The following is a 12,186-nucleotide window of genomic DNA, read 5'->3' on the forward strand; positions in this document are numbered from 1 at the left end:
ATACAGAACTATTATATCTTTTTGGTCAAAAAAGGTCAAATCTTTGCTCTATTACCTAAACAGAAACAAAAACTCAACCTCCTTGCAAGTCAAAAACGAACTTCTAGTTTCACTATTTACTTTGGGATTTTATTTAGTACCGAACAAGCGGTCTCCAGCATCTCCAAGACCTGGAACGATATAACCGTGTTCGTTCAAGCGTTCATCCAAGGCCGCAGTAAAAATTTCTACATCTGGGTGTGCTTCTTGAAGGGCTTTCACTCCTTCTGGAGCAGATACTAGGCAGACAAACTTGATATTTGAAGCGCCACGTTTTTTAAGCGAATCTACTGCCAAGATTGCTGAGCCACCTGTTGCCAACATTGGATCAACGACAAAGATTTGACGTTGGTCAATATCCTCAGGTAATTTCACCAAGTATTCAACTGGTTGAAGGGTTTCTTCATCACGGTACATACCAATGTGTCCAACTTTTGCTGCTGGAACCAAGCTCAATAGTCCATCTACCATCCCGATACCTGCACGCAAGATTGGGACAATCGCCAATTTTTTACCAGCCAATTGTTTTTGAACGGTCTTTGTGATAGGTGTTTCGATTTCCACGTCTTCAAGTGGAAGATCACGAAGTACTTCATATCCCATCAACATTGCAATCTCGTCTACTAGTTCACGAAAAGCTTTTGTAGAAGTGTCTGTACGACGCAAGATTGACAATTTGTGTTGAATGAGTGGATGATTAATGACTTCAATTTTTCCCATTTTCTGAGTTCCTTCTTTCAATTTATTCTTCTTATTATATCAAAAAACGGTTTAAAAAGCTGTCTAAACCATTTATTTTAATTAATTTTTAAATCAAATCTGCCTCTTGAAGAGCTGTCTGAACAGTCTCTAATGGTAAATGGGTCAACTCGGTGCCTTTTTCTTGATAAAGGTACTGGGCATAGTCATCCATTCGGTACTGGTTGATATAAACCACGCGCTTGCAACCAACCTGAAGCAGTTGTTTGGTGCAGTTCAGACAAGGGAAATGGGTCACATAGGCTGTAAATCCTCTGGGAACCCCTCGTTCGGCTCCTTGCAAGATAGCATTGACCTCGGCGTGAAGGGTTCGGACACAGTGTCCTTCAATGACCAGACATTCGTGGTCGATACAGTGCTCCGTTCCCGATACAGAACCATTGTAGCCTGTTGAAATGACTTTATTGTCCTTAACGAGGACAGCTCCCACCTTGGCACGTTTGCAGGTCGAACGATTGGCAATCAGTAAAGCCTGGGCTGCAAAGTACTCATCCCAAGCCAGTCTTTTTTCTGTCATAAGTCTTCTCCTTATCCCCTATTTTTTGAAAAATGGCAAGCGTAAATCTGCAATCTTTTCAGCCGGAACCTTCATGCCATCCTTGATCCATTTGAGCAGAACTGATACGATGGCAGAGCTCCAAAAGGAATGGAGGTAGCTGCTAACACCTTTTGATTTCCCGTGGTATTTTTCCAGAAATTCCTGCATGGCTTGGACGAAAATCTTTTCCAAGTGGTAGTCCAGGGCAAATTGGATAACCTTAGCTTCTTTCTTTGCTGCGCGGAAAAGGTGAACCCAGACCAAATAGAGGTCGGTTTTAACATCGTAGTGGCTGAGCTGTTCCATGATATTATGAACACTGCGTTTAAAGACGCTTTCCAAAATCTCTTCTTTGGAGTCATAGTTACGATAGAAGGCGGCACGAGAGACGCCCGCCCGTTTGACCAGCTCCGAAATGCTGATCTTGGCCAAGTCCTTTTTCTCTAGAAGTTGCAAAAGAGCCGTCTCGATTGCTTCTCTGGTTAAAAAATTGGATTCTTGATTTGATTTTCTGAGATTTTCAAGAGATTTTTCAGATATTTTACGTTCAGACATAACAATTTCTTTCTACTTGTGACAACAGAGAGGTGGTACTTTTGTTTCAAGGGCTTTCATGATATAATTGTAAAAAAAGACAGAACCTTTGTCAATGTATAAGTGACAAAGATGGAGAATTTCTATGACTTGGAAGATTGTAGCTGACTCTGGTTGTGATTATCGTCAACTAGCAACTCCTGCTATTGATACGGAATTTGTTAGTGTTCCTTTAACCATTCAAGTAGCTGATCAGGTCTTTATCGATGATGCCAATCTTGACATTGACCACATGATGGAAACCATGTATGCGACTTCTGAGGCTTCAAAATCAGCTTGTCCTAGCCCTGATGATTACTTGCGTGCATTTGAAGGTGCTAAGCATATCTTTGTCGTTACTATCACTGGTACTCTTTCAGGTAGCCATAATAGTGCACAGCTCGCTAGAAATATTTACCTTGAAGAACACCCTGACACTCAGATTCATGTAATCGATACATTGTCTGCAGGTGGTGAGGTTGACTTGATTGTCGAGAAAATCAATAGTTTGATTGATCAAGGACTTTCTTTTGAGGAAATTGTTGAAGCTATTACAGCCTATCAAGAAAAAACGAAGTTGCTCTTTGTTCTTGCTAAAGTTGATAACTTGGTCAAAAATGGCCGTTTGAGTAAGCTTATCGGTACAGTCGTTGGCCTTCTCAACATCCGTATGGTTGGGGAAGCAAGTGAAACTGGAACCTTAGAACTACTCCAAAAAGCGCGTGGACCAAAAAAATCCCTTCAAGCAGCCTATGAAGAACTCATCAAAGCTGGCTATGCTGGTGGTCGAATTGTCATGGCTCATCGCAGTAATGAAAAATTCTGTCAGCAATTGTCAGAACGCTTACTAGAAACCTTCCCACAAGCCAATATCAAAATCATCCCGACGTCTGGTCTCTGCAGTTTCTATGCAGAAGATGGCGGTTTGTTGATGGGATATGAAATTAACTAAGATTATGAGCAACAAGAGATGCCAAGCATCTCTTGTTTTTTGTGGTACAATAGAGCTATGAAACATTTTGATACTATTGTTATCGGTGGTGGGCCTGCAGGCATGATGGCTACAATTTCCAGTAGCTTTTATGGTCAGAAAACTCTTCTCATCGAAAAAAATCGGAAACTTGGGAAAAAATTAGCTGGAACTGGCGGTGGTCGTTGCAATGTGACTAATAACGGAAGCTTAGATGACCTATTAGCTGGCATCCCTGGAAATGGGCGCTTTCTATATAGTGTCTTCTCCCAGTTCGATAACCACGATATCATCAATTTTTTTACGGAAAATGGAGTCAAACTTAAGGTCGAAGACCACGGACGCGTCTTTCCTGCTAGTGACAAGTCTCGGACTATTATCGAAGTCTTGGAAAAGAAAATCACTGAACTCGGTGGTCAAGTTGCTACTCAAACGGAGATTGTTTCGGTTAAAAAGATAGACGACCAGTTTGTCCTCAAGTCCGCAGACCAAAGCTTCACTTGTGATAAACTCATTGTCACAACTGGTGGAAAATCCTATCCTTCTACTGGCTCGACTGGTTTCGGTCACGAGATTGCCCGTCATTTCAAACATACCATTACCGAGCTTGAAGCTGCTGAAAGTCCTTTATTGACAGATTTCCCCCATAAGGCCTTGCAGGGAATTTCACTGGACGATGTGACCCTAAGCTACGGCAAGCATGTCATCACCCACGATCTGCTCTTTACTCACTTTGGTCTATCCGGTCCTGCCGCTCTGCGTATGTCTAGTTTTGTCAAGGGTGGAGAAGTTCTTTCACTGGATGTTTTGCCTCAACTTTCTGAGAGCGACTTGGTGGCATTTCTAGAAGAAAATCGGGAAAAATCCTTGAAAAATGCTTTAAAAACCTTGCTTCCAGAACGCTTGGCAGAATTTCTTGTGCAAGGCTATCCTGAAAAAGTCAAACAACTGACTGAAAAGGAACGCGAACAACTTCTCCAGTCCATCAAGGCCCTCAAAATCCCTGTGACCGGAAAAATGTCCCTTGCCAAATCCTTTGTCACCAAAGGCGGTGTCAGTCTTAAGGAAATCAATCCCAAAACCCTCGAAAGCAAGCTCGTTCCTGGACTCCACTTTGCTGGTGAGGTACTGGATATCAATGCCCACACGGGTGGCTTTAACATCACTTCTGCCCTCTGCACCGGCTGGGTGGCAGGCTCAAATCCAATAAATACCAAATAAGAAAGGAAGTCCTTTGGAACATATTATTTTACTAAGAGGTGTTACTCCTAATGGAAAGAATGCTATCCCGAAAATGTCTTATTTGGTAGATATTCTGACAGAAGCTGGTTTTCAACACGTTCGAACCTATATTCAAAGTGGAAATATCATTCTTGAAAGTGACTTGACCTTAGAAGAAATACGAGAACAGGTTCACGCTCTAATAAAGGAAAAAATTGGTGCTGACTTAAAAATGGTAATCAAGAACAAAAGTAATTTTACAAAAATTGTCCAAGAAAACCCGTTTGGAGAACACTATCTTTATGACCGTGTACACGTGATTTTTTATCAAGAACCTATTCAAAGCCTCCCTTTAGAAAAATTAAAAATTGATTACGGTGAAGAAGAAATTTGTATCGGTAACCATTGTCTTTACCTCTATCTCCCTAGAACTGCAAAACAAAAGAAACTTAATACCAACTATCTTGAAAAGCTTTTTAATGTAGATTTGACCATGCGAAAGTTAAACGTGGTAGAAAAATTACTAACAAAATAAGTGAAAGAAAATGAACAGAAGAGAGTCAGTCGAATTTGTCAATATGTGTATGATTAAAAACGGGGATAAGGTCCTGGTCCAAGATCGAGTTAATCCTGACTGGCCTGGCATTACTTTTCCTGGTGGTCATGTTGAACGTGGCGAATCCTTTGTCGATTCTGTCATTCGTGAAGTGAAAGAAGAAACTGGTCTGACCATTTCCAAACCCCAACTCTGTGGTATCAAAAACTGGTACGATGACAAGGATTATCGTTATGTCGTCCTTTTTTACAAGACAGAACACTTTACTGGTGAACTCCAGTCTTCAGACGAAGGGAAGGTTTGGTGGGAGGATTTTGACAATCTGTCTCATCTAAAACTTGCTACTAATGATATGTCTGATATGCTTCATGTGTTTCTAGAAGAAGATCTCAGTGAATTCTTTTACTACAAAGACGGTGACAACTGGTTTTATGACTTGAAGTAAAAAAATAGGCTAGGAAATTCCTAGCCTATTTATTCTGCATTTGTCTGAACGTAAGTTGCAATGACATCTGATGTGTATTGAGCTGTTCCAGGTCCAAATTTGTCAATGTTTTCCTTAAACTCTGGGTTGTAGACGTAGCCTTTGCCGATATGACCGAATACCTCAATAGAGCAGTCAAATCCATAAGTACGAATAGCTTGCAAGAGTTTGGCTGCTTCTTCTTGGTTTTCAGCTGCTGTTGCAGGTAAACCAGCTTGAAGATTTTGTGCCAAAGTTTGAAAGACTTGGTTAAAGGCGACCGTAGACTCATCTTCACGACCCTTTTGGCGTTCGAGGGCTTGATCCATGACTTCTTGCCCATATTTCTCTACCGCTTCTTGCTGGTATTTTTGATGATCTTGATAGCTAAATCCAGTGAATTTTTCCTCAATGGTCATTTTTCTTTCTCCTTTTTGTTCTTGAATCGTTTTTTGCAAGGTGGAAATCAAGGTATCCAGATGTTGCCTTTCGCGAGTTAGATAGTCCAACTGCCTAGTCAAATGGGGCAATAAATCTGTCCTTTCTTCCTTTAACAGCTCTGCTATTTTTTCTAAAGAAAAACCTAGATATTTATAGTAAAGAATGACTTGAAGGCGTTCCAAATCTTCTTGACTGTAGGTTCGATAGCCATTTTCCGACTTTAACGGAACCAAGAGTCCTATCTTATCGTAGTGGTGCAGGGTCTTGACAGAGACACCCGAAAGCTGCGCAGCTTCTTTTATATGGTACATGATTTCCTCCTTATACTCAATGAAAATCAAAGAGCAAACTAGGAAGCTAGCCGCAAGCTGTACTTGAGTACGGTAAGGCGACGCTGACGTGGTTTGAATTTGATTTTCGAAGAGTATTACATTGATAGTATAACCCCTCCCCTTAGGTCAGAGTCAAGCGTTTTTGCGAAAAATTTTTAACTTTTTGAGAAAGGTGTGAAAACTTGAAAATGGTTTTCTTGACAGACCTTAGAAAACATGATAGGATAGTCAAGTCTATCAATCAAACAGAAGGCTCATAGAGAGCCATTGAGAGAGGGCTATTTGACAAATCAAGTAGCCTTTTCTTATTTTAAAAAAGGAGATTGGAGTTTCAACTATGTCAGAAAAATCGCAATGGGGCTCGAAACTAGGCTTCATTCTAGCATCTGCTGGTTCAGCCATCGGACTTGGAGCCGTTTGGAAGTTCCCCTACATGACTGCCGCTAATGGCGGGGGAGGCTTTTTACTAGTCTTTCTCATTTCCACCATTTTAATCGGTTTCCCGCTCCTTCTGGCTGAGTTTGCCCTTGGCCGTAGTGCTGGCGTTTCCGCTATCAAAACCTTTGGAAAACTTGGCAAGAATAACAAGTACAACTTTATTGGTTGGATTGGTGCCTTTGCGCTCTTTATCCTCCTCTCCTTTTACAGTGTTATCGGAGGATGGATTTTAGTCTATCTAGGTATTGAGTTTGGGAAATTGTTCCATCTTGGTGGAACAGGTGATTATGCTCAGTTATTCACTTCAATCATTTCAAATCCAGCCATTGCTCTAGGGGCTCAAGCTTCCTTTATCTTGTTGAATATCTTTATTGTATCACGTGGGGTTCAAAAAGGGATTGAAAGAGCCTCAAAAGTTATGATGCCCCTGCTCTTTATCATTTTTGTCATTATCATTGGACGCTCTCTCAGTTTGCCAAATGCCATGGAAGGCGTTCTCTACTTCCTCAAACCAGACTTCTCAAAACTGACCAGTGCCGGTTTCCTTTATGCTCTAGGACAATCTTTCTTTGCCCTTTCACTAGGGGTCACAGCCATGCTGACCTATGCTTCTTACTTAGACAAGAAAACCAATCTGGTCCAGTCAGGGATTTCCATCGTAGCCATGAACATCTCGGTATCCATCATGGCAGGTCTAGCCATTTTCCCAGCCATGTCAGCCTTCAATATTCAGTCTGAAGGGGGACCAAGCCTGCTCTTCATCGTCTTGCCTCAACTCTTTGACAAGATGCCTTTTGGAACCATTTTCTACATCCTCTTCCTCTTGCTCTTCCTTTTTGCGACGGTCACTTCCTCTGTCGTGATGCTGGAAATCAATGTGGGCAATATCACCAACCAGGACAACAGTATGCGTGCTAAATGGAGTACCATTTTAGGAATCTTGACCTTTGTCTTTGGCATTCCTTCAGCCCTATCCTATGGAGTTATGGCGGATGTTCACATCTTTGGTAAGACTTTCTTTGATGCTATGGACTTCTTAGTTTCCAATCTCCTCATGCCATTTGGAGCTCTCTGCCTTTCACTTTTTACAGGCTATGTCTTTAAAAAGGCTCTTGCAATGGAGGAACTACACCTTGATGAAACAGCATGGAAACAGGGACTTTTCCAAGTCTGGCTTTTCCTTCTTCGTTTTATCATTCCTATCATCATCATCGTGGTCTTTATCGCCCAATTTATGTAAATACAAAAAAGGACTTGAGAATATCTCTCAAGTCTTTTCTTTTTATGGATGACTGACAATCAATTCCAAACCTTGCCCTTCCAGAGTCCAAGCTTCAACATCACTTGGTAGGATAAAGTGGCTCCCTTTTTGGATTGGATAGTTTTTCCCGTCAACAGTTAGTTGACCTTGACCAGCCAAGACACTCAACAAGCTGTAGTCAGCTGTCTTTTCAAAGTTAACTTTTCCAGTAATTTCCCATTTGTAAACTGCGAAGAAATCATTGGATACAAGGAGAGTGGAACGTAGATCATCTGCTTTGACAGTGACAGGTCGGCTATTGGCAGGTTCTCCAATGTTTAAAACATCGATGGATTTTTCAAGATGAAGTTCACGCAAGTTGCCCTTGTCATCCTTGCGGTCAAAGTCATAGACACGGTAGGTAGTGTCACTAGACTGCTGGGTTTCAAGAATCAAGATACCTGCACCGATAGCGTGCATGGTACCACTTGGCACATAGAAGAAATCTCCAGCCTTAACTGGCACTTTTGTCAGTAAGGCATCCCAGTTCTTGTCCTCAATTTGCTGGCGGAGTTCTTCTTTTGACTTGGCATTGTGACCATAGATAATCTCTGATCCCTCATCCGCTGCGATGATATACCAGCATTCTGTTTTTCCAAGTTCGCCTTCGTGTTCTAGTCCATAGGCATCGTCTGGGTGAACTTGGACGCTAAGCCAGTCGTTGGCATCGAGAATTTTAGTTAAGAGAGGAAATACTGGTTCTGGACGGTTGCCAAACAACTCACGGTGTTCCGCATACAAAGTAGCAAGGTCTGTTCCCTCGTAGCGTCCATTGGCTACCTTAGAAACTCCATTTGGGTGGGCTGAGATAGCCCAGTATTCCCCGATTTTTTCACTTGGAATGTCGTAACCAAACTCATCACGTAGCTTGGTCCCACCCCAGATTTTTTCTTGCATAACTGATTGTAAAAATAATGGTTCTGACATGTCGATCTCCTGTCTGATTTTTCTCCCCTCATTATAGCAAAAAAAGAGTTCGAATTGAACTCTTTTTTCTATTTTATAAAGTAGGGAGAAGATTTTGTAAAAATAGTAACGAAACAATCTCTTACTTGATGGAGGAACCCCTAAAGCAGCAATCAGAAAGCTCGCTGTCAACGGCTATTCTCCTCAACTCTCATTAGACTTTCTTTACTTGAGAATCTATTTTTATGTACAAAAAAGACTGAAACCAGTCTTCTTTTTAAATCAAAGCTGTGATAGCCGTTACCAGACCAAAAATAATACCTGGTGCATTAGCTGCTGCAAGGGGGATATCTCTTTCTTTTTTGAAAAGACCGTAGTAAACCCAGAGACTACAGTTGATGGCTGCAACCAAGGGCTGGATAAAGTTCCCTTTTTGACCAGCCAGGTTGTTCATAATTTGTGGGAAGTAAGACACATACATCATAACAGACATAAAGGTCGCTACCCAACCTAAAATTTTCATTTGTTTTTCAGACATTTTCAAAACCTCTTTCATTTTTACTGAATCTTATTTTAAAATATTCTTTCAAAACAATCAAGTCTTTAAAACTTTTGTTATAAAGATATAAACTATCACAATCTTGTTATAAGAAAGAGGGAACAGAAAAAAGACCGAATTGCTCCGTTCTGTTTACTCAATCAAATATTAGAAAATGAATACTCCTTTTCAATGAATCGATTGATTGATGGTAAATAAGCCGTTAGAAATTATTGACAGTATCGAAATTTTCTAGTAAAATGAATTTTGTTAATACCTAAATGGTGTGTAGTTTTCTATCAACATAGTCAGGAGAAAAGGAACTTATGCTAAAAAAATTTAATGAATTGTCACTGAAAGATAAGGCTTATCTAATTGGCGGTTTGAGCTTATTAGTCATTGTGATCTCATTTGGTCTACTCAATCGTCAAACAGTAACTGTCAGTCTTGTCTTTACACAACTATCTGCTCCCTTGATTTTGGTGATTTTTACTTGTCTAGTAATCGGGATCATTGCTGGTAGTGCTATTGGTATTAGCTATCACCATAACAAGACTCAAGATCTGAGAAGCCGCATTGCTGAAGCAGAAGCGACTATCAATATAAAAGACAGGGAGCTTGTCCAGTACGAGGAACAGGTGCAACAATTAAAACAGGAAGCCAAACAATAAGTGTAGAAATCATAACCACCCGTGAAAACGGGTGGTTTTTTGTCTCGCACCTAACGGAGTGAGACGGACTGAAAGTCGCATAAATACAAAAAAGATCGAATTGCTCCGATCTTTTTAAGTTTCACTCCAAGAATGTTTAGATAAAAAATTTGATAATAGAATTACCTACTTCATACGATAAAAATCAATCACTAGACCAGCAGGCCCTTTAACTAATAAGGACTCTGTTCCCCAATCCGTTTCACAAAGACCGTGTAAAATCTCGACACCGATCTCTTTTAACCGTTGGTAATTCTGATTTAGATCCTCAATCTCAATATGAAGAATGATTCCTGACTGAAAATCTTCCAAAGGAATCAAATGATTTTGGGACAACATCAGACAGTGACTGCCAATCGTAAACTGAGCAAAACTGTCATCAACATAATCGGACTTTTTATCCAAAATACGCTCCAAGTCAGCACAGACTTGTGGAACATCTGAAACGATAATATCTAATTGATTTAAATTCATTTACTATACTCCATAAAAAGACCGGATTGCTCCGATCTTTTTAAGTTCCACGAAGGAATTATTTAATTGCGCGTGATTGCAAACCTTCTTCTTCCAAGAAGAGACGGAATGGTACGAGTTCTTCTGCTTCGTATTTTTCCTTGAAGGCTTTGATTGCTTCTTCTGAGTGAAGTTTTGGATCCAATTCAAGTACTTCTACTGGAAGTGGACGGTGTTCAGTGATGCGAGCATCGATAACAACAGTTTTACCTTCTTTGCTCAATTTAACAGCTTCTGCAACAACTGCATCGATGTCTTCGATACGGTCAACTGTAAATCCAACAGCTCCTTGAGCTTCAGCGATTTTCGCATAGTCAGCATTAGGGAAGTCACAACCAAACAAGTGTTTGTTTGTGTCTTCGTATTTGTCCTTGATGAAGGCATATTTACCATTTGAGAAGACAACGTTGATAACTGGAAGGTCGTATTGAACGTTTGTGATAACGTCTGGGTAGCACATGTTGAATGCACCGTCACCCATGATGTTCCATACTTGGCGATCTGGATTGTCTTTCTTAGCAGCAATACCACCAGGAAGGGCAATACCCATTGTCGCAAAGAGTGGAGATGTACGCCACATGTTCTTAGGTGTCATGTGAAGGTGACGAGTAGATGTTTGAGTAGTGTCACCTACGTCGATTGAGTAGATAGCGTCTTGATCAGCATGTTTGTTGATTGCATTGTAAACTTGGTACAATTGCAATTCACCCTCAGTTTTACCTTCGAGTTTGTTCATGTAATCACGCCAGTTTTGGTTGTTCTTCACGTTTGCACGCCACCATGGAGTTGATTCAACTGGGTTCACTTTGTCAAGGATTGCTTTCGCTGCTTGACCTGCATCACCAAGAATAGAAGCATCAAGGGCATGTCGTTTACCAAGTTTGTAAGGGTCGATATCGACTTGGATGAATTTTTCAGTGTTCTTGAAGGCTTCGTAAACTTCAGCAAATGGGAAGTTTGAACCAAGGAAAAGAACTGTGTCTGCTTCAAAGACCACTTCGTTGGCTGGTTTCCAACCAACACGGTAAGCAGAACCTGTCAAACCTTCGTAGTTCCATTCGAACGCTTCGAAGTTTTTACCAGTTGTGATGATTGGCGCTTTGATTTTACGTGACAATTCAGTGATTACTTCACCAGCTTTAACACCACCGTAACCAGCGTAGATAACTGGACGTTCAGCGTTGTTCAAAATTTCAACAGCTTTGTCGATTTCAACTTCGTTCAAAGCAGGAGCGATGAATGAACGCTCGTATGAACCTGAACCGTAGTATGAGTTTTCGTCGATTTCTTGGAAACCAAAGTTTACTGGAATTTCAACGACAGCTGGACCTTTTTTAGAAACGGCAGCACGGCAAGCTTCGTCAATCACTTTTGGCAATTGCTCTGCGTAAGCTACACGTTTGTTGTAAACAGCGATACCGTTGTACATTGGGTTTTGGTTCAATTCTTGGAAGGCATCCATGTTCAATTCGTTAACTGGACGTGATCCAAGGATAGCAAGGAATGGAGTGTTATCCATAGCTGCATCGTAAACACCATTGATCAAGTGAGTTGCACCAGGTCCACCTGAACCAACTGCAACACCGATAGATCCGCCAAATTTAGCCTGCATAACCGCTGCAAGAGCACCTGTTTCTTCGTGGCGAACTTGCAAGAAACGGATATCTTTGTCTTCAGCCAAAGCGTCCATAAGTGAGCTGAGTGTTCCTGATGGGATACCGTAGATAGTGTCTACACCCCATGTTTTCAATACGTTGAGCATTGCTGCAGATGCAGTAATTTTCCCTTGAGTCATAATGATAACTCTCCTTCAAATATTTTTAAAACTTGATAAATCCGTTTTCATATACTAATTGGAAACGTTTCAGCAAATTTTTACTCTACTACTT

At 40.9% G+C, this 12,186-nt stretch carries 14 protein-coding genes; 6 read left to right on the forward strand and 8 right to left on the reverse strand.

Annotated elements, in window-relative coordinates; all coding sequences use genetic code 11:
• Nucleotides 1–129: 129 nt before the first annotated feature.
• The 3 genes from upp to O3655_RS03125 form a co-directional block, all read right to left on the reverse strand.
• Complete coding sequence (gene upp / locus O3655_RS03115) at nucleotides 130–759, reverse strand: uracil phosphoribosyltransferase (RefSeq protein WP_000515974.1); 630 nt, start codon at nucleotides 757–759, stop codon at nucleotides 130–132.
• Nucleotides 760–847: 88 nt separating this feature from the next.
• A complete protein-coding gene (locus tag O3655_RS03120; protein WP_000136994.1) occupies nucleotides 848–1,315 on the reverse strand; it encodes a cytidine/deoxycytidylate deaminase family protein in 468 nt (155 codons plus the stop codon).
• 18 nt (nucleotides 1,316–1,333) lie between these two features.
• A complete protein-coding gene (locus tag O3655_RS03125; protein ID WP_042767775.1) occupies nucleotides 1,334–1,891 on the reverse strand; it encodes a TetR/AcrR family transcriptional regulator in 558 nt (185 codons plus the stop codon).
• A 124-nt stretch (nucleotides 1,892–2,015) separates the two neighbouring features.
• Here O3655_RS03125 and O3655_RS03130 point away from each other — a divergent pair, with 124 nt between their 5' ends.
• From O3655_RS03130 to O3655_RS03145, 4 genes are read left to right on the forward strand one after another with little or no spacing between them, the layout of a single operon-like run.
• On the forward strand, nucleotides 2,016–2,861 hold the full coding sequence (locus O3655_RS03130) for a DegV family protein (RefSeq protein WP_371641157.1): 846 nt from the start codon (nucleotides 2,016–2,018) through the stop codon (nucleotides 2,859–2,861).
• Nucleotides 2,862–2,918: 57 nt separating this feature from the next.
• Entirely contained in the window at nucleotides 2,919–4,100 is a 1,182-nt protein-coding gene (locus O3655_RS03135) for an NAD(P)/FAD-dependent oxidoreductase (protein WP_371641158.1), read from the forward strand.
• A gap of 13 nt (nucleotides 4,101–4,113) precedes the next feature.
• Complete coding sequence (locus O3655_RS03140) at nucleotides 4,114–4,635, forward strand: DUF1697 domain-containing protein (RefSeq protein WP_371641159.1); 522 nt, start codon at nucleotides 4,114–4,116, stop codon at nucleotides 4,633–4,635.
• A 10-nt stretch (nucleotides 4,636–4,645) separates the two neighbouring features.
• Entirely contained in the window at nucleotides 4,646–5,101 is a 456-nt protein-coding gene (locus O3655_RS03145) for an 8-oxo-dGTP diphosphatase (protein WP_371641160.1), read from the forward strand.
• Nucleotides 5,102–5,130: 29 nt separating this feature from the next.
• Here the strand turns inward: O3655_RS03145 and O3655_RS03150 are convergent, their stop codons facing one another.
• Nucleotides 5,131–5,871: a MerR family transcriptional regulator gene (locus O3655_RS03150; protein ID WP_371641161.1), complete on the reverse strand. Its 741-nt coding sequence runs from the start codon at nucleotides 5,869–5,871 to the stop codon at nucleotides 5,131–5,133.
• A 358-nt stretch (nucleotides 5,872–6,229) separates the two neighbouring features.
• Between O3655_RS03150 and O3655_RS03155 the strand changes: the two genes are divergently transcribed.
• Complete coding sequence (locus tag O3655_RS03155; protein WP_268703038.1) at nucleotides 6,230–7,570, forward strand: sodium-dependent transporter; 1,341 nt, start codon at nucleotides 6,230–6,232, stop codon at nucleotides 7,568–7,570.
• A 42-nt stretch (nucleotides 7,571–7,612) separates the two neighbouring features.
• On the opposite strand, the gene manA is transcribed toward O3655_RS03155, so the two are convergent.
• A complete protein-coding gene (gene manA, locus O3655_RS03160) occupies nucleotides 7,613–8,557 on the reverse strand; it encodes a mannose-6-phosphate isomerase, class I (protein ID WP_001294306.1) in 945 nt (314 codons plus the stop codon).
• Nucleotides 8,558–8,813: 256 nt separating this feature from the next.
• Complete coding sequence (locus O3655_RS03165) at nucleotides 8,814–9,074, reverse strand: SemiSWEET family transporter (RefSeq protein WP_001291471.1); 261 nt, start codon at nucleotides 9,072–9,074, stop codon at nucleotides 8,814–8,816.
• Between the two features lie 326 nt (nucleotides 9,075–9,400).
• Here O3655_RS03165 and O3655_RS03170 point away from each other — a divergent pair, with 326 nt between their 5' ends.
• Nucleotides 9,401–9,745, forward strand: a complete 345-nt coding sequence (locus O3655_RS03170) for a lipopolysaccharide assembly protein LapA domain-containing protein (RefSeq protein ID WP_000913393.1) — start codon at nucleotides 9,401–9,403, stop codon at nucleotides 9,743–9,745.
• A 165-nt stretch (nucleotides 9,746–9,910) separates the two neighbouring features.
• Here the strand turns inward: O3655_RS03170 and O3655_RS03175 are convergent, their stop codons facing one another.
• Both O3655_RS03175 and spxB read right to left on the reverse strand, forming a co-directional pair.
• Nucleotides 9,911–10,258, reverse strand: a complete 348-nt coding sequence (locus tag O3655_RS03175) for a VOC family protein (protein WP_001052641.1) — start codon at nucleotides 10,256–10,258, stop codon at nucleotides 9,911–9,913.
• A 58-nt stretch (nucleotides 10,259–10,316) separates the two neighbouring features.
• Nucleotides 10,317–12,092 (reverse strand): pyruvate oxidase, encoded by a 1,776-nt coding sequence (spxB, locus tag O3655_RS03180; RefSeq protein WP_000191811.1) that lies wholly within the window; start codon nucleotides 12,090–12,092, stop codon nucleotides 10,317–10,319.
• Between the last annotated feature and the right edge of the window lie 94 nt (nucleotides 12,093–12,186).

The organism is Streptococcus sp. 27098_8_70 (assembly GCF_041432215.1).
Lineage (GTDB): Bacteria > Bacillota > Bacilli > Lactobacillales > Streptococcaceae > Streptococcus > Streptococcus oralis_CP.

Coding starts and splice junctions, on each gene's coding strand:
- O3655_RS03150 (WP_371641161.1), bottom strand. CDS start 5,871: ATGTACCATATAAAAGAAGCTGCGCAGCTTTCGGGTGTCTCTGTCAAG.
- manA (WP_001294306.1), bottom strand. CDS start 8,557: ATGTCAGAACCATTATTTTTACAATCAGTTATGCAAGAAAAAATCTGG.
- O3655_RS03120 (WP_000136994.1), bottom strand. CDS start 1,315: ATGACAGAAAAAAGACTGGCTTGGGATGAGTACTTTGCAGCCCAGGCT.
- O3655_RS03175 (WP_001052641.1), bottom strand. CDS start 10,258: ATGAATTTAAATCAATTAGATATTATCGTTTCAGATGTTCCACAAGTC.
- upp (WP_000515974.1), bottom strand. CDS start 759: ATGGGAAAAATTGAAGTCATTAATCATCCACTCATTCAACACAAATTG.
- O3655_RS03155 (WP_268703038.1), top strand. CDS start 6,230: ATGTCAGAAAAATCGCAATGGGGCTCGAAACTAGGCTTCATTCTAGCA.
- O3655_RS03125 (WP_042767775.1), bottom strand. CDS start 1,891: ATGTCTGAACGTAAAATATCTGAAAAATCTCTTGAAAATCTCAGAAAA.
- O3655_RS03135 (WP_371641158.1), top strand. CDS start 2,919: ATGAAACATTTTGATACTATTGTTATCGGTGGTGGGCCTGCAGGCATG.
- O3655_RS03145 (WP_371641160.1), top strand. CDS start 4,646: ATGAACAGAAGAGAGTCAGTCGAATTTGTCAATATGTGTATGATTAAA.
- O3655_RS03170 (WP_000913393.1), top strand. CDS start 9,401: ATGCTAAAAAAATTTAATGAATTGTCACTGAAAGATAAGGCTTATCTA.
- O3655_RS03165 (WP_001291471.1), bottom strand. CDS start 9,074: ATGTCTGAAAAACAAATGAAAATTTTAGGTTGGGTAGCGACCTTTATG.
- spxB (WP_000191811.1), bottom strand. CDS start 12,092: ATGACTCAAGGGAAAATTACTGCATCTGCAGCAATGCTCAACGTATTG.
- O3655_RS03130 (WP_371641157.1), top strand. CDS start 2,016: ATGACTTGGAAGATTGTAGCTGACTCTGGTTGTGATTATCGTCAACTA.